Here is a 20,771-nt window from a genome sequence, read left to right as displayed (position 1 = left end):
AGGGCCACACCATGACATAGTACGTCCTATGTCTTCAAGAGTCGGCGCCGTGGAAATCGCCTCTTCGGTCGTCTTCGATCCGGTCCAGAGCGGTTACCACACGTTCCGGATTCCGTCCGTCCTGGCGCGGGGCGAGTTGGTGCTCGCCTTCTGCGAGGGGCGGCTGCACGGGGCGGGCGACGCGGGCGAGATCGAGGTCGTACTGCGCCGCTCACTCGACGGCGGGCGGACCTGGCTGCCGCTGCAGGTGGTGTCCGCGGTTCCGGGCAAGACCTGCGGCAACCCGGTGCCGGTGATCGACCCTGTGAGTGGCGACATCGTGCTGGTGACTGTGCAGAACGGCGCTGACGCGGTGGAGCTGTCGTTGGCCCGCGGTGCCGACCCCTCGGAGGGTCGCCGGGTCTTCGTCCAGCGCTCGGCCGACGACGGCGCGACGTGGAGTCCGACGATGGAGATCACTGCGCAGGTCAAGCCGGCCGACTGGGGTTGGTATGCGACCGGGCCGTGTCACGGGATCGCGCTGACGACCGGGCGTCTCGTCGTACCGGCGAACCACTCGTTCGTGCCCGCTGAACCCGTTGACGACCTGATCCGGTTGAACGGCGGGCACTGCATCGTGAGCGACGACGGTGGTGTCACTTGGTCGGTCGGGTTCGTCGATCGCAACGACGGGCCGGAGATCAACGCCAACGAGACCGCCGTGGCCGAGCTGCCCGACGGTCGGCTGTACTTCAACGCCCGCAACCACCAGGGAACCGGGCCGGCACGGGTGCACGCATGGTCTTCGGACGGCGGTACGACGCTTGACGCGCCGTACACCGGGATTCCGGAGATCACGGCGCCGGGGATCCAGGGGAGTGTGCTCGCGCTGCCCGACGGTCGGCTGCTGTTGTCGACGCCGGTGAATCCGTCGAGCCGCCGGGAGCTGACCGTGTTCGTCAGCGAGGACTCCGGGCAGAGCTGGCGGCCCGGGTTGGTCGTGCACCCAGGGATGGCCGGGTATTCCGATCTGGTTCTGCTTCCCGACGGTCGAGTCGGGATCTTCTACGAGGCCGGTGAGACGTCCTCGTTCGCAAACCTCCGCTTCGCCACATTCGCCCTTTGACGTTGGGAGACCCCTTGACCGACTCCGCCGCCCGCCTGACCGGCGTCGTACCGCCGCTCGTCACCCCGCTCACACCCGAGTACGACGTCGACACCGCATCGCTGGCCCGGTTGATCGATCATCAGCTGACCGGCGGTGTGGACGGGGTCTTCGTACTCGGCACCTCCGGTGAAGGCACGTTTCTGACCGACGAACAGCGGCAGGTCGTGCTGGAGACCACCGTGGCGGAGGTGTCAGGTCAGGTGCCGGTGCTGGCCGGTGTCATCGACACGGCGACCGCCCGGGCCGGTGCGCATCTGTCGGCCGCGTTGAAGGCCGGTGTGGACGGTCTGGTCGCGACCGCGCCGTTCTACGCCGCCACGCATCCGGCCGAGATGGAGCGGCACTTCGTGCGGCTGGCGTCACTGGCCGGGGACACACCGCTGTACGCGTACGACATCCCACCGCGGGCCGGGGTGAAGCTGCCGGCGTCGCTGATGATCGAGCTGGGTCGGCGCGGTGTCATCGCCGGGGTGAAGGACTCCAGCGGGCAGGAGGCGAGTCTGCGTCGGCTGGTGCTGGATCGGCGGGATGCCGGGCTGTCCGGGTTCGCGATCATGACCGGGTCGGAGGTGACCGTCGACTCGTCGCTGGCCTTCGGCGTCGATGGCGTCGTACCAGGGCTGGGGAACGTGGATCCGGCCGGGTACGTGCGGTTGTACGACGCGGTGGCAGCCGGGGACCTTCGTACGGCGCGGGCCGAGCAGGACCGGTTGATCCGGCTGTTCGAGATCATCGATGTCGCGGACCGTTCGCGAATGGGCGCGAGTTCGGCGGCCCTGGGTGCGTTCAAGGCCGGGCTGTATCTGCTCGGTGTGATCGCCTGCCCGGTGACGGCGTACCCGTCGATCCCACTCGACGAGGCCGAGATCGCGGCGATCCGTCCGCTGCTGGACCGAGCCGGATTACACTGAACGGTTCCTAGAACGAGGAGGCCGGCAGTGACAACGGGTGGGCTCAGCCGGGCACGGGGTGCGGCCGGGAATCAGTCCTTCATCCGCGACCAGATGAAGTCGTACATCCTGGAGCGCGGGCTGAAGGCGGGTGATCCGCTGCCCAACGAGCAGGAGCTGATGGCCCAGCTCGGCGTCGGGCGGCATCCGCTGCGCGAGGCGATGAAGGCGCTGCAGGCGGTCGGCATCATCGAGATCCGGCACGGCTACGGGACGTACGTCGGCGAGGTCTCCCTGCAGTCGCTGGAGGACGGGCTCGCCTTCCGGATGTCCCAGTCGATGGCCGGCGACCTCCGCGACGTCCAGAACGTCCTCGAGGTCCGCCAGGCCATCGAGGTCGGCCTGGCGGAGGACGTGGTCGGCCACTTCAAGGAGCACGGGTACGACGACCTCGAGGTGATCGTCCAGCGAATGGAAGCCAAGGCCGACGCCGGCGAGTATTTCCCCGACGAGGACTGGGCCTTCCACCAGGCCCTGTACGAGCCACTCGGCAACGCCCTCGTCATCGACCTGCTGTCCGTCTTCTGGCGCACCTTCTCCCAGGTGGACGCCCGTCTGCCGGGGGCCCGCTACTCACCGGCCGACGCCGCCGCATGGCATCGGGACCTACTCAACACCTTGCAGACGGGCGATGCCGACGCCTTCGCCCACTCAATGAAGAAGCACTTCCACGGCATCCACACACGCCTAGGCGAATGACTGCAGACCGACAGGACGTATACCCCACTGAGACGGTGACGGACAGCACCTGAGCGTGGGTCGCCTGGTCAGACTGGGACACCTCCTGTCGATCTGCACCCTGTGGATAAGCCAGGCCGCGAATCGATCGACGTCGGGCACCATCCTTGGATGGAATCGGTCAGCGAGGTCCTCGCGCGCATGGGTGGGTGGGCCTCCTATGCCGAGCTGATCGCGACGACTTCCCCCCGTCGCGGCTGCGCTCGCACGGGGGGAGGTGCAGCGGATCGGGCATGGCCTCTACGCGGTTCCAGGACTCCCGGCCGACACAGTGGCGGCGCTGGCCTACGACGGTGTCCTCTCGCATCTGAGTGCGGCGGCGGCGTTGGATCTTCCACTTCTGGTGGCAGCGGAGAAGCCGCATGTCACGGTCCCGCCCAAGCGCCGCCCACGTCCGGGGCCACCCGCCGTCCTGCACTGGGCCGCCACCGATTCCGACGAACGACGGAACCGGATCACGTCCCCGCTGCGGACCGTCGTCGACTGTTCCCGTGTCCTCCCGTTCGCCGAGGCACTGGCCGTCGCGGACGCAGCCCTCGCCACCGGACACTTCAGCCACGACGAGCTCCTTGCCGCCACTGCCGCGATGCGCGGTCCCGGCTGCCCGAACGCTCGCACAGTGGCCGCAGCCGCGACCCGCCATTCCGGCAGCTTCCTCGAGTCCATGCTCCGGGCTCTCCTCATCAGCGAGGGCATCGATGGCTTCGAACCGCAGGTCCTGGTGACCAACGGCTGGTTCCGTGCCCGGGTTGATCTGGGTCATCGGCGCGCCAGGCTGGCGCTGGAGGCGGACGGATTCGAGTTCCATGGGTCCCGGCGGGACTTCGCCGCAGACTGTCACCGCTATGACGAACTGGTTGCAGCGGGATGGCTCGTGCTCCGGCTCACGTACGAGCAGGTGATCGGCGATCCGGCCTGGGTCGTCGCCATGGTTCGAGCGGCCCTGGTTCAGCGACTCGCGGGTTGACGGAGTGCAAATCGACAGGAGGTGTCCTCATCAGGAACAACGGTGCTTCCAAGGCTGAGCGTGGCGATGACGCGCAGACCCCCGACACCTCCTGTCGACCTGCAGGTCGGTCTAGGCGAAGAGGTTTTCCGCGTCGACGATCGTGTACGCATAGCCCTGTTCGGCTAGGAAGCGTTGGCGGTGGGCGGCGAATTCGGCGTCTACGGTGTCGCGGGCGACGATGGAGTAGAAGCGAGCGGTGCGGCCGTCGCCCTTGGGGCGGAGGACGCGGCCCAGGCGTTGGGCCTCCTCCTGGCGGGAGCCGAAGGTGCCGGAGACCTGGATGGCGACGGACGCCTCGGGCAGGTCGATGGAGAAGTTGGCGACCTTGCTGACCACCAACCGGTTGATCTCGCCCTGGCGGAACGCCTCGAACAGCCGCTGGCGTTCGCGGACCGTCGTCTCGCCCTTGATCACCGGGCATTCCAGCCGTTCACCGAGCTCGTCCAGCTGGTCGATGTACTGCCCGATCACGAGTAGCGGCTCGCCCTCGTGATGCTCGGCGATCCGCCGTACCAGCCTCGACTTCGCCGGGGTCGACGCGGCCAGCCGGTAGCGGTCCTCGGGCTCCGCGGTCGCGTACACGAACCGCTCGGTCTGCTCTAGGTCGACCCGCACCTCGATGCAGTCGGCCGGCGCGATCCAGCCCTGCGCCTCGATGTCCTTCCAGGGTGCGTCGTACCGCTTCGGGCCGATCAGCGAGAACACGTCGCCCTCGCGGCCGTCCTCGCGGACCAGGGTCGCGGTCAGGCCGATCCGCCGCCGGGTCTGCAGGTCGGCGGTCATCCGGAAGATCGGCGCCGGCAGCAGGTGCACCTCGTCGTACACGATCAGGCCCCAGTCGCGCGCGTCGAACAGCTCCAGGTGCGTGTACACACCCTTCCGGCGCGTGGTCATCACCTGGTACGTCGCTATCGTCACCGGGCGGATCTCCTTGCGGGCACCGGAGTACTCGCCGATCTCCTCCTCGGTCAGGCTGGTGCGCTTCAGCAGCTCGTCCTTCCACTGCCGCGCGGACACCGTGTTCGTCACCAGGATCAGCGTGGTCGCGGACGCCTGTGCCATCGCGGCCGCGCCAACGATCGTCTTACCGGCACCACACGGCAGTACGACGACACCCGAGCCGCCGTGCCAGAACGAGTCCACCGCCTGCTGCTGGTACGGGCGCATGTGCCAGCCGTCCAGGGCGAGCTCGATCTTGTGCGTCTCACCGTCGACGTACCCGGCCAGGTCCTCAGCGGGCCAGCCGAGCTTGAGCAGGGTCTGCTTGAGGTGACCGCGCTCCGACGGGTGCACCAGCACGGTGTCGTCGTCGATCCGCGCACCGAGCATCGGCTTGACCTTGGCGCTGCGCAGTACTTCCTCCAGCACGGGCCGGTCGGTGGTGACGAGCACCAGACCGTGCTGTGGATGCTTCTCGAGCCGTAGACGTCCGTAGCGGTCCAGCGTCTCGGCGATATCGACCAGCAGCGAGTGCGGGACCGGGTAGCGGCTGTAGCGCAGCAGAACATCAATCACTTGCTCCGCGTCATGCCCGGCAGCCCGTGCGTTCCACAGGCCGAGTGGTGTCAGCCGGTAGGTGTGCACGTGCTCCGGGGCGCGCTCCAGCTCAGCGAATGGCGCGATCGCCTTCCGGCAGTCGGTTGCGTCCGGATGTGCAGTCTCGAGCAGAAGCGTCTTGTCCGACTGCACGATCAGAGGACCGTCTGTCACTGCATCTCCCATTCACCGATGTCCGACCTTCCATTGTGCCTCAGGAGGTCAAACGACAGGCCTGGCGGTGGAGATGCGGTGGAGGGCGTAGGTGCGGGGTTGGTCGGCGCCTTCGTCGTACGCGGTGAGCCAGCCGTCGGCCACGCGGACTGGCTCCACGATGCGTTCGGAGGCGGTGCCGTTGTGGTCGACGTACGAGATCCAGGTGCGGGTGTGGGCCTCGGCTGCGTTGGCCAGTACGCCGATCGTCTCGGCCGGGGCGGTTGGCTCGACCAGACCGTTGTCGGCCGGGCGTTCGGCGGCGATGCGGTCGCCGGCCCGGACCTTCTCGATCACGGCCTTCACCTGGTCGTCGGTGAGGTCGAGTGGGCTGTCGACGAAGTCCCGGCTGGTACGACGACGTGGCGCGTCACCACGACGCGTAGCCGCACCCGTCACGTGCACGACCCCGTCGAACGTCTCCGCGAGCGGTGCGAGACCAGCCTCCCGCAACCGGCTCAGCACCATGTCCGGTGGCGACGGCGACACCACCACGGTCGGAGCCAGTCGACGGAACCGGATGCCCGGCAGGTTCGAGCTGAGCAGGTGGGTGAGCACGTCCTCGTCATCACAGCGCAGGTACGTCGACGCCGTACCAAGCCGGAGTACGCCGTGACGCCGGGCAACGTCGTCGATGAGGTAGGTCAGCGGCTGGGGGACCGGTGTACGCGAGTGCTCGGCCAGCCACTTGTGCAGCTGGTCCGCAGTCCGTCCAAGGTCGAAGGCACGTCGTACCGAGCTCTCACTGAACCTGTAGACCGCTGCACCGCCGTGCGATTCCACGTCAGCCATGGCGGACAGCTCGTCCTGCACTACCCGGACCAGTGGACCAGGGGCGACTGCGGTGAGGTCTGCTTGCAGCAGCACTTCTGACACCGGCTCAGGGACCAGTGGGCGGATTGCGTCGGCCAGGTCTTCAGACGTGGGCTCTGACTCCAGCAGCGGTAGTGCGTGCTTCGCCATAGCGCCCAGACCAGTCAGACCGAGTAGTGCGGCCTCAGTGATGGTCCACTCGACCAGCTCGTCTCGGAACTGCCCACCACGTCGCGGCCGGTGCCAGGCGACCCAGGTGACCACTGACTCGGTGGCAGGCGCCGTACCGGCTCCTGCTTCTGCCAAGGCTTGTAGCGCGAGTACTCGGACCTCTGGGGCCAGCAGCCGCTCGAGGTCGGGTGCCAGCGCGTTGATGAGTCGCTCGCGAGCTGCAGCTGTCGCACCGCCGCTGTCGCGCCGGCCGATCAGTCCGATCGCTCTGAGCCCGGTGAACCACGCCATGACGAGCTGCGCCCATCGGTGTGCGAGGTCCAGCTCCAGCCAGTCGTCGTACGAGCTAGTCGGCAGCCAGAACTCGCTGGTGCCGACCTCCACGGCTGCAACGAGTCCAGCGGCGTACGCGATCTCCAGCACTGCAGCAGCTGTCGGCTCCTCCGCACCGATCTTGCCGGCCAGGTTGCGCAGTTCACGCACACCGATGCCGCCAGTGCGCAGTACTGGAGGCGGCTCTGTGCCCAGCTGCTCCAGAGCGCGGTCAACCTGCCGCACGAGGTCGAGCGCCGCACCTGCTGCCGCCCGGTCTGCTATCGCTGCCGACACCTTCTTGCCGTCCAACGGAGGCGGCACAGGCCGTGTCGACGCAAGCACTCGGCCACCACGCAAGTGCAGCCCGATCTGCCGCGGCAGCACGACAGTGTTGGCATCCTTCGGTACGACGAGACCACGCGCGAGCAACCGCTCGACCGGCGTACGGGCCGACGCGATCGTGACCGGGCGCTCGGCCTTCTCGACCGAACCGGTCGGCGGACCCCAGGTCAGCTTGTCCAGCACCTCACGGGCATCCGGACCGGCCTCTTCGATCAGCTTGTCCAGATCACCGAAATGCCTGGTGGTGACCGGACCGAGCCCGGCCGGTGTCGGCCCGAGCAGCTCGTGGACCGCGCGGATGGGCCGGAGGTCGTCCTCGGTACCCCACACCAGCGCCAGGTCGAGCAACGCGGCGACCCGCGGCCGGACCACCTCGACAGGTTGTGCGACACCGGCTGCCAAAGCGGCCAGATCCACCGGCTCCGGCAAGGCCGACAACGACTCCAGCAGGTCGACGCCGAACTCGTCCAAACGGTTGATCGCCCGCGCGGCCGACGCATTGGTCGTCGCCCGTGCCGCCAGCTGACCGGTGTCGGCCGGGATCGGCATCGCCAGGTCCGGACGCCGTTGCAAGAGCTCACCGAGGGCAGCGTCGTCCCAGGTACGTAGTGCCTCAGCGAGGGTACGTGGGCGGCTCCGCTCGGTTTCGCTCATCCCTACAACGGTACGGCCCTCTGCCTACCCACCACTACTCGGCGGCCCCCGCGGTGCCGATGCGGTGGAAGCCGACGCGTTCGTAGACGGCGGCGACGGCCTTGGTTTCGGCGGACAACAGGATGAGGTCGACGCCGTTGGCGAAGGCGTGCTCGGCCAGGACGCTGGTGACGGCGGCGGCCAGGCCGCGGCGGCGCATCGCGGGGAGCGTGCCGACGCCGACGATCTCGGTGGTGGTGTCGACCGGCTGGTGTTGCCCGCTGGCGACCATGCCCTCGTCGGTGAACGCGCCCGCACCAACCGTCACGCCCCGCCGGACGCGATCCAGGACCGCTTCGATCAGGTCGGCGGGTACGTCGGCCGCCTTGTCGTCGCGCTCCTTCGGCCCGGCCTCGCCGACCGCCGTACCAGGGTCGCCGAACGCGAGTGACGCGACCGCCCGGGCCTGCCGCAGTACGGCGTCATCCGCGGGAAGGATCTCGCAGCGCGCATCCGCGGACGCCGGTCGGAAGTCGTCGCGCTCGAGGATGAGCAACGGATGCTCGACCAACGTGAGCCCGGCCGCCGCGGCCGCGGGACCCAGCGACGGGCAGGTCTCGATGATCCACTCGAAACTCAGCGGGATGCCGAGCTCCTGGCAGCGCGACCGCACAGCGTCGACATCGTCAGGCGTGATGGTGTGACCGGCGCCTGGCACCGGACGGGCGTAGTACGGCCAGACCGTCGTACTGCGGAAGAGCGTGAACGGACCGATCTGCTCGGCCACCGAGCCGGAGAGCGGGACCGCGTGCAGGTAATCGTCGACTCTGCTGATCATCGGGACGCAGTGAATCACCCCGGCGCGACCGGCGCCAGGGATTATGTCGAAGTTCGCAGCCCGGCTCCGACGTTCCGGTCGTCAGCGACGACGACACAGGAGGACGACATGCAGACGGTGACTTCCGCGGACGGTACGACGATCGCGTACGAACGCCAGGGCAGCGGCCCACGGCTGATTTTGGTCGCGGGCGCGTTGTGCGATCGCGGTGCGCTGCGACCGTTGGCGGACGAGCTGGCCGGCGACTTCGACGTGGTGACCTACGACCGGCGCGGCCGCGGTGACAGCGGCGACAGTACGACGTACGCCGTACTGCGCGAGGTGGATGACATCGGCGCGCTGCTCACCGCTGTCGGCGGCACGGCGGCGGTGTACGGCCACTCGTCTGGCGCGGGACTCGTCGCGGTGGCGGCCGGGACCGGGCTGCCGTTCACGCAAGTGGTGTTGCACGAGCCGCCGTACGGGCCGGACGACGTCGACACGGAAGACGAGGGCGCGCAGGTGCTCGAGTTGCTGGCCGCCGACCGGCGTCGCGAAGCCGTCGAGGTGTTCCTGATGCTCGCGGGGATGCCGAAGGAGGCGGCTCTGGAGACCGCGGCCGCATCCGGTGTTGCGGACCTCGCGCACACCCTCGCGTACGACTTCGCCGTGATGGACCACGCCGCACCCGGTGGGCGGGTGCCGGTCGACCTGCTCGGCAGCATCGCGCAGCCAACCCTCGTCGTGGCCGGGACCGCGTCGCCGCCGTTCATGGTCGACGCGGCGCACCGGATCGTGAAGGAACTGCCGGCCGCGTCACTGTCCGAGCTGGCCGACCAGGATCACGTCGTACCGCCGGAGGTTCTCGCTCCGGTGCTGCGTGAGTTCCTCAGTCGGCGATGATCTCGATCGACACCTTGTCCGGGTAGAAGGCGACGTGGTCGCGGATGTCGGCGACCGCGTCGTACGGCTGCTCGTAGGTCCATACCGCGTTCACACCGTCCGGGCCGGCGGGGATGACGCTGTAGTACGACGCGTCGCCCTTGTACGGGCAGTAGGTGTGGTGATCGGTGCGCTCGAGCAGCGTCAGGTCGACGTCGTCGCGCGGGATGTACTGGACCGCGGGGTAGCTCGCCTCCTGCAGCGACAACGCGTCCCGGGTGTCCGCGATGACCTGGTCGCCGGCCTTCACCACCACCCGATCCGGGTTCTTCGCGACCGTGATCGGGTGGTCCGGACCAGGAATCTTCTTCTCCGCCATCAACGTCTCCCAAGGGGGCGTGGTTCGCCGTCAACATTTCAACAACCGGAGACGTTGCTGAGGCATTCCCGCTACAGCGGTTCGAGTTCGACCACTAGGCAGGGGCCGCCGTCGAAGGCGCCGCCGTCGATGCCGAGGACGAGGCCGTCGGCGTACAGGAGCGGTTCGGTCAGGTACGCCGGGTCGATGCCGAGCTGGTCGGCGACGATGCTGTGGCCGTGCACGATCCGGTGACCGCCGAGGTGTTCGAGCATGATCGACGCGACCCGGGCTCCGCTCGGGCCGCGGAAGGCGTACCGCTGGGTCATCCGCCGCCAGATCTCCCACCAGACCACGATGTCGTCACTGTGCAGCTCGGCGCTCGCCGCAGCATTGATCTGGTCGATCGTGTCACCCCACTCGACGTACTCCGCGGTGTCGGAGTGCATCAGCAGGTGACCCGCGTCCAGCCCGAGCATCGGTTGGTCGAGCAGCCAGGCGACATCGTCGTCGGTGAGCAGCTCCTGGTCGCGGTCCTGGCCGCCGTTCAGTGCCCAGGACCGTTCGAAGCTGCGGGAGGTGATCCCCTCGTGCGGGACGAACATGCCGCCGAACTTGTGCATCCCGAGCGCGAGGATCTCGTGGTTGCCGAGCAGCACCCGGATGTCCCCGGCCGGCGCCTGGTCGATCAGCTTGCGGACGAGACGCAGTACGCCGATCCCGTCCGGACCCCGGTCGAAGAAGTCGCCGAGGAACCACAGCCGGGCGTCCTTCCCGGACCAGTTGCCATCGGCATCGGTCAGCCCGGCGGCCTGCAGCGACGCCTGGAGTTTCTCGGGGTGACCGTGGATGTCGCTCACGGCGTACACAGCGGTCATGTCATCCCCGGAAGGTGAGCACGATCAGTACGACGTTGAGCACCGAAACGGCGGTCGCGACCAGGCATGCGGCGAGAGTAGTCGCCCACCGGTTGACGAAGTCACCCATGACGCGCCGGGACGCGGTCAATCTGACCAACGGCCAGAGCGCACACGGGATGCCGAAGCTCAGCACCACCTGCGAGATCACCAGCGCCCGGCTGGGATCGATGCCGATCGCAAGGATCAGCAGCGCGGGCAGCAGCGTGACCAGCCGCCGGACCGCGAGCGGAACGTGGCGCCGCCAGAAACCCTCCAGGATCACCGAACCCGCGTACGTGCCGACCGACGACGACGCGAACCCACTGGCCAGCAGGGCAAGCGCGAACAGCAGAGCCGGCACTTCGCCGAGCCTGACCCCGATCGCACTGTGCGCGGCATCGAGCGAATCAGCGCCGGTCCCGTCCAGCGCCGCCGCGGCGACGACCACCATCGCCAGGTTCACCGCACCGGCCAGCGCCATCGCGACAGCCACATCCAGCCGAGTGGCTCGTAGTACCCGGGCCTTGCCCTCAGCCGAGCCCAGCGTCTTCCAGTGCCGGTCGGTGACGAGGGCACCGTGCAACCAGATCGCGTGCGGCATCACGGTCGCGCCGAGCATCCCGGCCGCCAGGACCAGTGACGCGGTCCCGTCCAGCCGCGGTACGAGGCCGCCGATCACACCGGCCGCGGACGGCTCCGATTGGACCGTCGACACCACGAATCCGAGCAGTACGACGGCCAGCAGTCCGATGATCGCCGCCTCGAACGGCCGCTGCCCGCGCTTCGACTGATAGATCAGCAACCCGAACGACACGGCGCCGGTGATCACCCCACCGAGCAGCAGCGGGATTCCGAACAACAGGTTCAGCGCGATCGCACCGCCGACCACCTCGGCCAGGTCGGTCGCGATCGCCACCAGCTCGGCCTGCGCCCAGAGCCCGGTCGACGTGGACCGCGTGAAGTGGTCACGGCACAGCTGGGGGAGTGTCCGGCCGGTCGCGATACTCGCTTTGGCGGCCAGATACTGCACCAGGACGGCCATCAGATTCGCCCCGACCACCACCCAGCAGAGCAGATAGCCGTACGTCGCCCCGGCCGCGATGTTGGTCGCGAAGTTGCCCGGATCCACATACGCGACCGCCGCCACGAAGGCCGGTCCGAGCAGCAACAGCCCGGACCGGTTCAACTGCCGCCTCAGCGGCGCCGGCGCATACATGAGAGAAGTCTCCCCGACCGCGCAACCGCAGAGGGGTCAGGTGCCGGTCTTGGCGGTGCCGAGGATCTTGGTCGCCTTCTCCGCCGCCGCGAGCGTCGGCTCCTCGATGTCCGAGCTGTCGTCGAAGTTCATGCTCAGCAGTACGTCGTCGAGCCCGGCGAACACGAAGGTCACCTCGAGACCCTCCAACGCCCCACTCTGCGCGGCGACCCGGACCGCGATCGGGGACGTGCCCGCCTTGGGAGCGGCCACCTCGGTGATCGACACTGCCGAGGTCCCGACGCCGTCGATGGTGAGCTTGGCCTTGGTGCAGGACTTCACCGCCGCCCTGGTCGCGGCGAGCAGAGCCGTGGTCGCCTTGGCCGACGGCATCGCCTCGAGCCGCTCGCCGACGAACGGTCCGTTCTGACCGCCGGAGAAGCCCCGCTCCACGGTGACCTTCGCCCCGGGCGACACGTCGGCGTTGAACAGTTGGAGCAGCTTCTTGCAGTTGGAGTTCGTGGACGACAGTTCGCCGCCGTCATCGCCGCCGGTGTCCGGTTCGACCGCGAACCCGGCCGGCAGATCCTCCAACGCCAGCAGGGCCTTGGTCAGCGCCGCCTTGGTCCGCGGCGCCGGCGCGGCCGGAGTCGTCGGTACGACGGACGGCGTACTGCTGGTCGCGGTCGGCGTCGGCGTGGGCGTGGCCGAAGGTGTTGAGGCGCTTTCCGGCTTGGAGTCGCCTCCGCAGGCGACGGCGGTCAATGTGAGGCCCACCGCGAGTACGGTCGCGACAAGGGGGCGCTGCAACGACATGTGTGGACCCTCCCCAGGGAACGATTCGCCGTCCAGACACGCGGCGCACCGGGGCAGGATACAGCACCAGACCGGTATCAGGCCCAGGAGAAATGGACGTTGAGGGAGACGTCGATGGAGGTGTCTCCCGGGGTGATGTTGATGGCGGCGTCGAAGGCGGCGGCGCTCTTGCTCTGCTCCACCCAGGGGACATGGCCGTGGGTCTCGGAGATGGATGTGACCGAGCCGAGCGAGTAGCCGGCCAGGGCGGCGAGTTCCTCGGCCTTGGCCCGGGCCTGCCGGAACGCGAGTTCGCGGGCGCGGGTCAGCAGTTCGGCCTTGTCCTCGATGTCGAACTGGAGCCCCTGCAGGCCGAGACTGTTGCCACCGGCATCCACTGCCGCGTTGAGCAGCCGGCCGAATCCGGTCAGGTCCTTCGTGGTCACGGTCAGCATGTGCGAGCCGCGGTATCCCGGTGCGCTGCCGTGCTCGCGGTATTCCTGGTAGACGTTCACCGTGGTGGTCGCGATGTCGGCCGCCTCGATGCCCTGCCCGCGCAACGCTGCGATGACCGCGTCGGTCTGTTCCCCCACCCGCGCGACGGCCGCGGCCACATCCGGCGCGACATGCTCGACGCTGAACGACACCCGCAGTACATCCGGCGCCGCACTGACCTGCCCCGACCCGACAACGCTCACCCCAGTGTCCATGCAGGCAGTCTGACACGTGAGTGAGCGGAGACGTGGTGGATGCCTGCGCGGCCCTTCGGACACCACCCCGACTGCTGTCCACGGTTCCGGCGTTCACGGGTGAGACGGGCTGGCTTGTGCAGTTCGACAGGAGGTGTCGGGCGATCGAGCCGTGTTACCGGTCTGGTCAGGCGTGCGTCGGCGGCAGTGGCCGCATACATCCTGTCGAACTGCAGGCCAGCCGCGGATAACGACCCCAACGTTCCTTGACGCAGCACTAGCGCGGGATGCCCACTATTTCGGGCATATGCCACTTTTCAGGACATAGTCAACTAGCGCGGGGGATTATTCGGGCGGGGATGTTGTGGTGGTGGCAGAGGGAGAGGAGGGCGGTGCCGTCGATGAGTTGGAGGGGTTTGCCGGTGGCGAACTGGTAGCTGGAGGGGCCGAAGCCGCTGGTGGTGATGAGGATGCCTTTGGTGGCGCCGGCGTCGACGACGGTGCCGAACAGGTCGCGGACGGCGGACGGTGGGACGGTGCGGGTCCAGAGTTTGGCCTGTACGACGAACTTGCCGCCGGTGATCGGCCGTGGGTCGTAGGCGACACAGTCGATCCCGCCGTCGTGACCCCGGCGGAACAGCCGTGTCTCCAGGCCCATCCGGGTGAGCAGGTTCTGCACCAGGTGCTCGAAGGACTCGGGACTCAACTCGAGCAGGTTCGGCCGGCTGTCGATCTCGCTGAGTACGTCGACCGGCTCGATCGTCCGTGGATCCGCCAGGTCGAACTCCAGCACCGGCTCCACCGGCTGCAACTCCTCCGGATGCCGTGACACCTCGGCGGAGAAGTAGTGCCGCACACACGCGACCGGGTCCAACTGGTCCAGCACCAACGCCTTGAACTGCTCCCGCGTCGCGCGCAACGTGATCAGGCACGGCCGGACGGTCTGCCCGGTCGGCAGGTCCACCGACTCGACCATCCCGTTGAACACCACCGTGTCCACCACGCCGTACCGGTCACTGCCGAACACCAGGTGCAAGGCCCGCAACGCCAACTGGGCAACGAGTTGCTGATAAAGCAGCCGCACCTCCTGCGACGGCCGCGGCACCTCCACGACCGCATCCAGCGCGCGGTCATACACGAACGACGCCTGCGCAGGTACGACGTCCACCCCCGGCAACTCCCATTCGACCGCGAGCAAGGTGGACTCGGGGACGTACCCGACCCGTCGCCGACGGGGGAAGTCGAGCGGCTCGGCCACCCGGTCCAGCGCCTTCTGGAAGTACTTGCTGACCGCCGCGCGGTCCCGGTTCTCGACCGCCCGTTGATAGGCGTCGATCCGGGCATGCTGCTCCGCGGTCGCCTCGTCGAGCCGGCGCTGTTGCTCGACCTGGTCCCGCACAGCGCGAGCCACTCGCTCACGCCGGTTCTCCTCACCGGCCCGGTGCCGCTCGATCGCCTCGGCGAACCGGTCCTCGGCGGCGGCCAGCCGGCGCGCGTACCGCCGTTCCGCGCCCCACCAGCGGAAGCGACCCGGCGGGTGCGGCACGAACGCCGCCCAGACCGGGCCCGGATGTGGCTCGAGATCAGCCGGGAACACCGTCGGCGGTGCCCGCCGCGGGGCCCGTTTCAGCGTCTGCAGATCGGTGCCGTCGACATCGATCGCGAGGGCGTCGGCGAGCACGTTGCCCAGGGCCCGGACACGCTCGACCACCGCAGCGGTTCGCTGTGCCGCCTCCGCGGTGCGTCCCGGCGGCCGGTCGCTGCGGGCCTGACCCTCCAAGGAACGGCCCATGCCTCACACCTCTCCCCATCAATGTAACCGGTTAACCACGCTGCGCGACCGATATGACGGAGAGTTGGTAAGGACATTGCTTGCCGTCCACCCCCTGTTTCCTGCCGCACGTGCACTTGCTCGCGCACGCACCGCGCGTGACGATGACCGGCATGAGCCTGCCTTCGTACGCGTCCGGGGTGTCCGAGGTTCCGTTGCTGGGTGAAACGATCGGAGCCAATCTCAGACGCACGGTCAGCAGGTACGGCGATCGCGACGCGCTGGTGGAGGTCCAGACCGGAAGGCGATGGACGTACGACGAGTTCGGCGCCGAGGTGGAGGTGGTCGCGCGCGGCCTGCTGGCACACGGGATCGCGAAGAGCGACCGGGTCGGCATCTGGGCCCCGAACTGCGCCGAGTGGACGATCACGCAGTACGCGACCGCGATGATCGGCGCGATTCTGGTCAACATCAACCCGGCGTACCGGACGCACGAACTGGCCTACGCACTGAACCAGTCCGGCGTCAGGCTGCTGGTGTCGGCGACCGAGTTCAAGACCAGCGACTATCGCGCGATGATCGACGAGGTCCGCAAGGACTGCCCGGCGCTGGAGGAGACCGTCTACATCGGCACCGGCGACTGGGACGAGCTCCGGGCGGCGTCCGGCCGCGTCACCGTGGACGAACTGCACGCCAGGGAAGCCGAGTTGGCCTTCGACGACCCGATCAACATCCAGTACACCAGCGGCACCACCGGCTTCCCGAAGGGCGCCACGCTCAGCCACCACAACATCCTCAACAACGGCTTCTTCGTCACCGAGACGATCGCGTTCACCGAAGAGGACCGGCTGTGTCTGCCAGTCCCCTTTTATCATTGCTTCGGCATGGTGATGGGCAACCTCGGCTGTACGACGCACGGCGCCTGCATGGTGATTCCCGGGCCGGCGTTCGATCCCGCGGCGACGCTGAAGGCGGTCCAGGACGAGCGCTGCACCGGCCTGTACGGCGTGCCGACCATGTTCATCGCCGAGCTCGGGCTGCCGGACTTCGCCGACTACGACCTGACCAGTCTGCGGACCGGGATCATGGCCGGATCGCCGTGCCCGATCGAGGTGATGAAGCGATGCGTCGCGGACATGCACATGGCCGAGGTGGCCATCTGTTACGGCATGACCGAGACGTCGCCGGTGTCGACCCAGACCCGTCGCGACGACGACCTCGACCGTCGTACGTCGACCGTCGGAAAAGTGATGCCGCACGTCGAGGTGAAGCTGGTCGATCCGGCCACGAACCTGGTCGTACCGCGAGGCGAGCCCGGGGAGCTGTGCACCCGTGGGTACTCGGTGATGCTCGGCTACTGGGAGGAGCCGGACAAGACCGCGGAGGCGATCGACCAGGCCCGCTGGATGCACACCGGGGATCTCGCGGTGATGCGCGAGGACGGGTACGTGAACATCGTCGGCCGGATCAAGGACATGGTGATCCGCGGCGGCGAGAACGTGTACCCGCGTGAGATCGAGGAGTTCCTCTACACCCACCCGAACATCGCCGACGTGCAGGTCGTCGGCGTACCGGATGCCAGGTACGGCGAGGAACTCTGCGCCTGGATCAAGCTCAAACCCGGCGCCGACCCGCTCGACGCGGCCGCGATCAAGGAGTTCGCCACCGGCAAACTGGCCCACTTCAAGATCCCGAAGTACGTCCTGCTCGTGGACGACTTCCCGATGACGGTGACCGGCAAGATCCGCAAGGTCGAGATGCGCGCGAAGTCGGTGGAGCTACTCGGGCTGTGAGAGGGGCAACCGCTTCGGTGCGCGTCAGTCGCCCTTCAGGTGAGCGGCGAAGGCCTGGAGCGACGGAGTGTCTTCGTCGCGGCGCCAGACCAGGCCCAGCGCCGACTCGGGGACGCCGGTGATCGGGATGTTGACGATGTCGGCACGACGGTTCTGTTCGGCGCTGCGCCGGCACAGCAGCATGCCGCCCCGGTCGGCGGCGATCAGCGACAGGCCTTCCTGCAAAGTGCGGTACTCCGGGCCGCGATGGATCAAGGCGCCTGCCGGGGTTTGGGTCGGCGCTTGGGCTTGCCGCCAATAGGCGGGTGCGGGGCCGGAGACAGCGATGAGCTCGGAGCCTGCGAGGTCCTCGACGTCGAGGTGTTCACGATCGGCCAGGGGGTGCCGGGTCGAGACCGTCAGGGTCTGCTGCTGCCGCGAGAAGACCGGGCCCAGCACGAGGTCATCCTCGGCGACGGGCATCATGACGACCGCCGCGTCGACCTCACCGCGTCGCAGCGCGCCGAACGGGTCGTTCAGCGGCAGCTCGCAGGTCTCGATCAGGCAGTTCGGATTCTGCGACTGGAACACCGACACGGCGGCCAGGATGATGTCGTTCGCCGTTCCCTGGAAGCCGATCCGGAGCTTGCCCTTCACGCAATTGGCGAAGTCCCGGGCGTTCTCGACCACCCGTTCCAGCGCGACGTACGCCGGTCGCAGTGAGGTGAGGAACTCCTTGCCGAGCGGAGTCAGCGCGACCCGGCGGCTGGTCCGCTCGAACAGCGGTCCGCCGATCCGGCGTTCCAGCGATTGCAGCAATTGGCTGACGCGACTCTGGGACAGGTAGAGGCGTTCCGCCGTACGGCCGAAGTGCAGCTCGTCGGCCAGCACGAGGAAGCACTCCAGTTCGCGGATCTCCACAGCCACCGGGCGACCTCCCGATCGATTAGCTCAGCTAATACAAGCATGACCACATCGCCGTTGTTCCGCACCTCCGGACTCCCGAAGTCTTGAAGTATGACAACGATCTGCGCCGACCAGGTAGCACCCAGGACACAGGGCTGGGGTGCTCCCGTGGCGATGGCGGCCACCGTGTTCACCGTCGTGACGGCCGAACTGATGCCGGTCGGCCTGCTCACGCCGATCGGTTCCGCGCTGCACGTCAGCGAAGGAACGGCCGGCCTGACCCTGACGGTGACGGGTGCGGTCTCGGCGCTCGCGTCCCCCGTGCTGCCGCTCTTGCTCGGCAAGGTCGACCGCCGGACAGTCCTGGTTGCTCTGATGGCACTCCTGGGTGCGGCCGGGCTGCTCGCGGCAGTCGCCCCCGGGTTCGGCGTGCTGGCCGTCGCCAGGGTGCTGATGGGGATCTCGCTCGGCGGAGTCTGGCTGCTCACAGTCGGCCTCGCGCCGCGGATCGTCCCGCCGCACGCCGTCGGACCGGCGACCTCGCTCATCTTCAGCGGGATCGGAATCGCTTCTGTGCTTGGCATTCCGGCCGGTGCGTACGTCGGTGAGCTGATCGGTTGGCGCTGGGCCTTCGCAGCCGTCGGCCTGCTCTCCGTCGTACTCGCCGTCGCCCTCGCCTTCCTGCTGCCGCCACTTCCCGCGGCTGCCGCAGTCCGGATCGGAGACGTGCTGGCGGTCCTCAAGATCAAGCAGGTCCGCGTCGGTCTGCTCCTGGTCGCGTTGATCGTCACCGGCCACTTCTCGGCGTACACCTACGTCCGTCCGTTGCTGGAGAAGCTCGCCGGTATCAGCCCCGCGCTGATCGGCAGCCTGCTCCTCGCGTACGGCGTGGCCGGCGTACTCGGCAACTTCCTCACCGGCTCGATGCGTCCGGTCCGCGCCATGACGTTCATCGCCGCCGGTGTCGCAGCCGCAAGCCTGGTGATGCCGTTCCTGGGTACGACGCTCACCGGAGCCCTGATCCTGTTACTGGTCTGGGGTCTCGCGTACGGCGGAACGAGTGTGAGCACCCAGGCCTGGGGTCACGCCGCGGCACCCAGCGCCCCCGAAGCCTCGTCCGCCGTACTCGTGGGGGTGTACAACGGTTCGATCGCACTCGGTGCCTTCACCGGCGGCCAGGTCGCCGACCACGTCGGTACGACGACAGTCACGTGGCTGCCCGCTTTGTTGGCGACTGCGGCCCTGATCGTCGTACTAACGAACCGCCGCCAGCGCGGCTGAGTCCTCGTCGCCGAAGTCGTCCTCGAGTTTCTCGGGGGAGTAGTCGAGATCGATCCCGGCGACGTCCGCGCCGACCGCCGACTCGATCGCGCCGAGTCGGCGGGTGGCGCGATCGCCGGCGTACGTCATCAGCGCGGTCGGGTTGATCTCCGGCGGGAGCTCGGGGGAGTTGTCCATCGCCCACTGGATCTGGGTCAGCGCGTGCGGGAGAAGTTCCTCCATCGTGTCGGTGACGACCTGCCAGTTGGATGCGTCGGCGGCGACGTGGCGGCGACAGGTGAAGGTGCCCCAGGCCATGTGCCGGCGTTCGTCGTCGCCGATCCGGCGGATCAGTTCCTGCATGCCGGGCAGGACGCCGCGCGACGTACAGAGCAGGTTCCACGCGTGGTACCCGGTCAGTGCCAGAGTCCCTTCCACCACGTGGTTGTAGGTGACACTCGCTCGGACCTGGTTGGCGGGGGACGGGTCGTCGGCCAGTGACTTGAGGGCGACCGGCAGGGCCTCGTAGAAGATCGCGCGGTAGCCGGGGTTGTTCTCGACGTAGTGGTGCAGATCCTCGGTGACGCCGACCGCGTCCAGCCAGAGCCGGAAGACCGCGGTGTGCTTGGCCTCCTCGAAACAGAACTGGGTCAGGTACATCTCGTCGCCGAACCGCCCCTCGGCCGCCATCGCCTGGAGGAACGGCTGGAGGTCTTCGGTCACCGCCTCCTCACCGGCGATGAACTGGGAGCACAGCAGCAACGCGTTGTCCTTGTCGTTGTCGCTGAGCTCCTGCCAGTCCTTCGCGTCCTGGCTGAAGTCGATGTCACGCGGATTCCAGAACTTGCGATTGCCCTTGTCGAACAGCCGCAGCGGCAGCGCCTCCCAGTTCAGGCCGCCAGACCGCAGTGAGCTGAAACCCTGCCTGTGAAGGGGATTAGTCATCGCGACCTCCTGCTAGCGCTCAGAAATGGACTGAGGACGCGGGCCAGCTGCGCCGCCACAGCCGCCGGGGGAGGGCCCGGCGTGACGATGTGGCTGAGGACGACGCGCAAGGCGACGTCGACGCAGCTGGTCGCGTCCTCGGCTGGGACCTCCGGCCAGTGCTCCCTGACATGGGCATCCAGCCGGAGGTGGGCCAGCTCCAGCACCTGCTGCCCCCGTGTGGTCAGCAGTTGACTGGCCTGGTCGGACCCCGGCTGGCTGAGCGCGGCCTTCACCAGCGGGTTGTCCCCGGCCAGGGTGAGCGCCCGCTCGACCGCGACCCGCAAACCGTCGATCGGATCGGACTGCTCGGCGAGCGCAGCGTTCACCTCCAGCAGGAACCGCTCCGTTTCGCGCGCCGCGACCGCCGCCAGCAGGCTCCACTTGTCGCCGAACTCGTTGTAGACGGTCTGCCGCGAAACCCCGGTACGACGAGCCACATCGGCCATCCGGAGCCCGTCGTACCCGCCCGTCTCGATCGCATCCTGCGCGGCGTCCAGCAACTCGTCGCGCAGGCGACGTCTGGTGCGGTCGGCGAAGGAGTCCATGCCGACAAGGGTTTACAAAATCACCGCG

19 protein-coding genes are annotated in these 20,771 nt (G+C 68.2%); 7 read left to right on the top strand and 12 right to left on the bottom strand.

Going from position 1 to position 20,771, the window contains the following annotated elements; translation table 11 throughout:
- Positions 1-28 precede the first annotated feature (28 nt).
- The 4 genes from V9K99_RS09985 to V9K99_RS09970 all read left to right on the top strand — a co-directional run bounded on the left by V9K99_RS09985 (position 29) and on the right by V9K99_RS09970 (position 3,802).
- The gene (locus tag V9K99_RS09985; RefSeq protein ID WP_337003395.1) at positions 29-1,105 is read left to right on the top strand and encodes a sialidase family protein; all 1,077 of its coding nucleotides are present in this window, start codon (positions 29-31) and stop codon (positions 1,103-1,105) included.
- A gap of 14 nt (positions 1,106-1,119) precedes the next feature.
- Positions 1,120-2,058 carry a dihydrodipicolinate synthase family protein gene (locus V9K99_RS09980; RefSeq protein WP_337003393.1) on the top strand — a complete coding sequence of 313 codons (939 nt, stop codon included), beginning with the start codon at positions 1,120-1,122 and terminating at the stop codon, positions 2,056-2,058.
- Positions 2,059-2,085: 27 nt separating this feature from the next.
- Entirely contained in the window at positions 2,086-2,796 is a 711-nt protein-coding gene (locus V9K99_RS09975; RefSeq protein ID WP_337003391.1) for a FadR/GntR family transcriptional regulator, read from the top strand.
- A 256-nt stretch (positions 2,797-3,052) separates the two neighbouring features.
- Entirely contained in the window at positions 3,053-3,802 is a 750-nt protein-coding gene (locus V9K99_RS09970) for an endonuclease domain-containing protein (protein ID WP_337003389.1), read from the top strand.
- Between the two features lie 111 nt (positions 3,803-3,913).
- On the opposite strand, the gene V9K99_RS09965 is transcribed toward V9K99_RS09970, so the two are convergent.
- The 3 genes from V9K99_RS09965 to V9K99_RS09955 are packed head-to-tail and all read right to left on the bottom strand — an operon-like array spanning position 3,914 to position 8,705.
- The gene (locus tag V9K99_RS09965) at positions 3,914-5,566 is read right to left on the bottom strand and encodes a DNA repair helicase XPB (RefSeq protein ID WP_442914724.1); all 1,653 of its coding nucleotides are present in this window, start codon (positions 5,564-5,566) and stop codon (positions 3,914-3,916) included.
- A gap of 36 nt (positions 5,567-5,602) precedes the next feature.
- The gene (locus V9K99_RS09960; RefSeq protein WP_337003385.1) at positions 5,603-7,888 is read right to left on the bottom strand and encodes a helicase C-terminal domain-containing protein; all 2,286 of its coding nucleotides are present in this window, start codon (positions 7,886-7,888) and stop codon (positions 5,603-5,605) included.
- 34 nt (positions 7,889-7,922) lie between these two features.
- On the bottom strand, positions 7,923-8,705 hold the full coding sequence (locus V9K99_RS09955) for a GNAT family N-acetyltransferase (protein WP_337003383.1): 783 nt from the start codon (positions 8,703-8,705) through the stop codon (positions 7,923-7,925).
- Positions 8,706-8,813: 108 nt separating this feature from the next.
- On the opposite strand from V9K99_RS09955, the gene V9K99_RS09950 reads away from it, so the two are divergent.
- Positions 8,814-9,587, top strand: a complete 774-nt coding sequence (locus V9K99_RS09950) for an alpha/beta fold hydrolase (protein ID WP_337003381.1) — start codon at positions 8,814-8,816, stop codon at positions 9,585-9,587.
- Here the strand turns inward: V9K99_RS09950 and V9K99_RS09945 are convergent.
- The 6 genes from V9K99_RS09945 to V9K99_RS09920 form a co-directional block, all read right to left on the bottom strand.
- A complete protein-coding gene (locus tag V9K99_RS09945; RefSeq protein WP_337003379.1) occupies positions 9,574-9,945 on the bottom strand; it encodes a DUF427 domain-containing protein in 372 nt (123 codons plus the stop codon). The two genes, V9K99_RS09950 and V9K99_RS09945, sit on opposite strands and share 14 nt — an antisense overlap.
- 71 nt (positions 9,946-10,016) lie before the next feature.
- Positions 10,017-10,802 (bottom strand): metallophosphoesterase, encoded by a 786-nt coding sequence (locus V9K99_RS09940; RefSeq protein ID WP_337003377.1) that lies wholly within the window; start codon positions 10,800-10,802, stop codon positions 10,017-10,019.
- A gap of 1 nt (position 10,803) precedes the next feature.
- Complete coding sequence (locus V9K99_RS09935; protein ID WP_337003376.1) at positions 10,804-12,039, bottom strand: Nramp family divalent metal transporter; 1,236 nt, start codon at positions 12,037-12,039, stop codon at positions 10,804-10,806.
- A gap of 36 nt (positions 12,040-12,075) precedes the next feature.
- Positions 12,076-12,834, bottom strand: a complete 759-nt coding sequence (locus V9K99_RS09930; protein WP_337003374.1) for a hypothetical protein — start codon at positions 12,832-12,834, stop codon at positions 12,076-12,078.
- A 77-nt stretch (positions 12,835-12,911) separates the two neighbouring features.
- A complete protein-coding gene (locus V9K99_RS09925; RefSeq protein WP_337003372.1) occupies positions 12,912-13,523 on the bottom strand; it encodes an SIMPL domain-containing protein in 612 nt (203 codons plus the stop codon).
- Positions 13,524-13,830: 307 nt separating this feature from the next.
- Entirely contained in the window at positions 13,831-15,294 is a 1,464-nt protein-coding gene (locus V9K99_RS09920) for a restriction endonuclease (RefSeq protein WP_337003370.1), read from the bottom strand.
- 152 nt (positions 15,295-15,446) lie between these two features.
- Between V9K99_RS09920 and V9K99_RS09915 the strand changes: the two genes are divergently transcribed.
- Positions 15,447-17,066 carry an AMP-binding protein gene (locus V9K99_RS09915; protein ID WP_337003368.1) on the top strand — a complete coding sequence of 540 codons (1,620 nt, stop codon included), beginning with the start codon at positions 15,447-15,449 and terminating at the stop codon, positions 17,064-17,066.
- Between the two features lie 24 nt (positions 17,067-17,090).
- Here V9K99_RS09915 and V9K99_RS09910 read toward each other — a convergent pair whose 3' ends face one another.
- Positions 17,091-17,972 (bottom strand): LysR family transcriptional regulator, encoded by an 882-nt coding sequence (locus V9K99_RS09910; protein WP_337003366.1) that lies wholly within the window; start codon positions 17,970-17,972, stop codon positions 17,091-17,093.
- Between the two features lie 90 nt (positions 17,973-18,062).
- Between V9K99_RS09910 and V9K99_RS09905 the strand changes: the two genes are divergently transcribed.
- Positions 18,063-19,232, top strand: coding sequence for an MFS transporter (locus V9K99_RS09905; RefSeq protein WP_337003364.1), 1,170 nt, complete (start codon positions 18,063-18,065; stop codon positions 19,230-19,232).
- Here V9K99_RS09905 and V9K99_RS09900 read toward each other — a convergent pair.
- Together V9K99_RS09900 and V9K99_RS09895 are read right to left on the bottom strand one after the other, a co-directional pair.
- On the bottom strand, positions 19,206-20,156 hold the full coding sequence (locus tag V9K99_RS09900; RefSeq protein ID WP_337003362.1) for a R2-like ligand-binding oxidase: 951 nt from the start codon (positions 20,154-20,156) through the stop codon (positions 19,206-19,208). The two genes, V9K99_RS09905 and V9K99_RS09900, sit on opposite strands and share 27 nt — an antisense overlap.
- Positions 20,153-20,743, bottom strand: a complete 591-nt coding sequence (locus V9K99_RS09895; RefSeq protein WP_337003360.1) for a TetR family transcriptional regulator — start codon at positions 20,741-20,743, stop codon at positions 20,153-20,155. The genes V9K99_RS09900 and V9K99_RS09895 overlap by 4 nt, the downstream gene beginning before the upstream one ends.
- Positions 20,744-20,771: the final 28 nt, after the last annotated feature.

The sequence above is a fragment of the Kribbella sp. CCNWLW201 genome (genome assembly GCF_037203805.1).
In the GTDB taxonomy this organism is placed as follows: Bacteria; Actinomycetota; Actinomycetes; order Propionibacteriales; family Kribbellaceae; genus Kribbella.
Note: the sequence above shows the minus strand (reverse complement) of the source record. Positions and strands in the feature narration are given on the sequence as shown.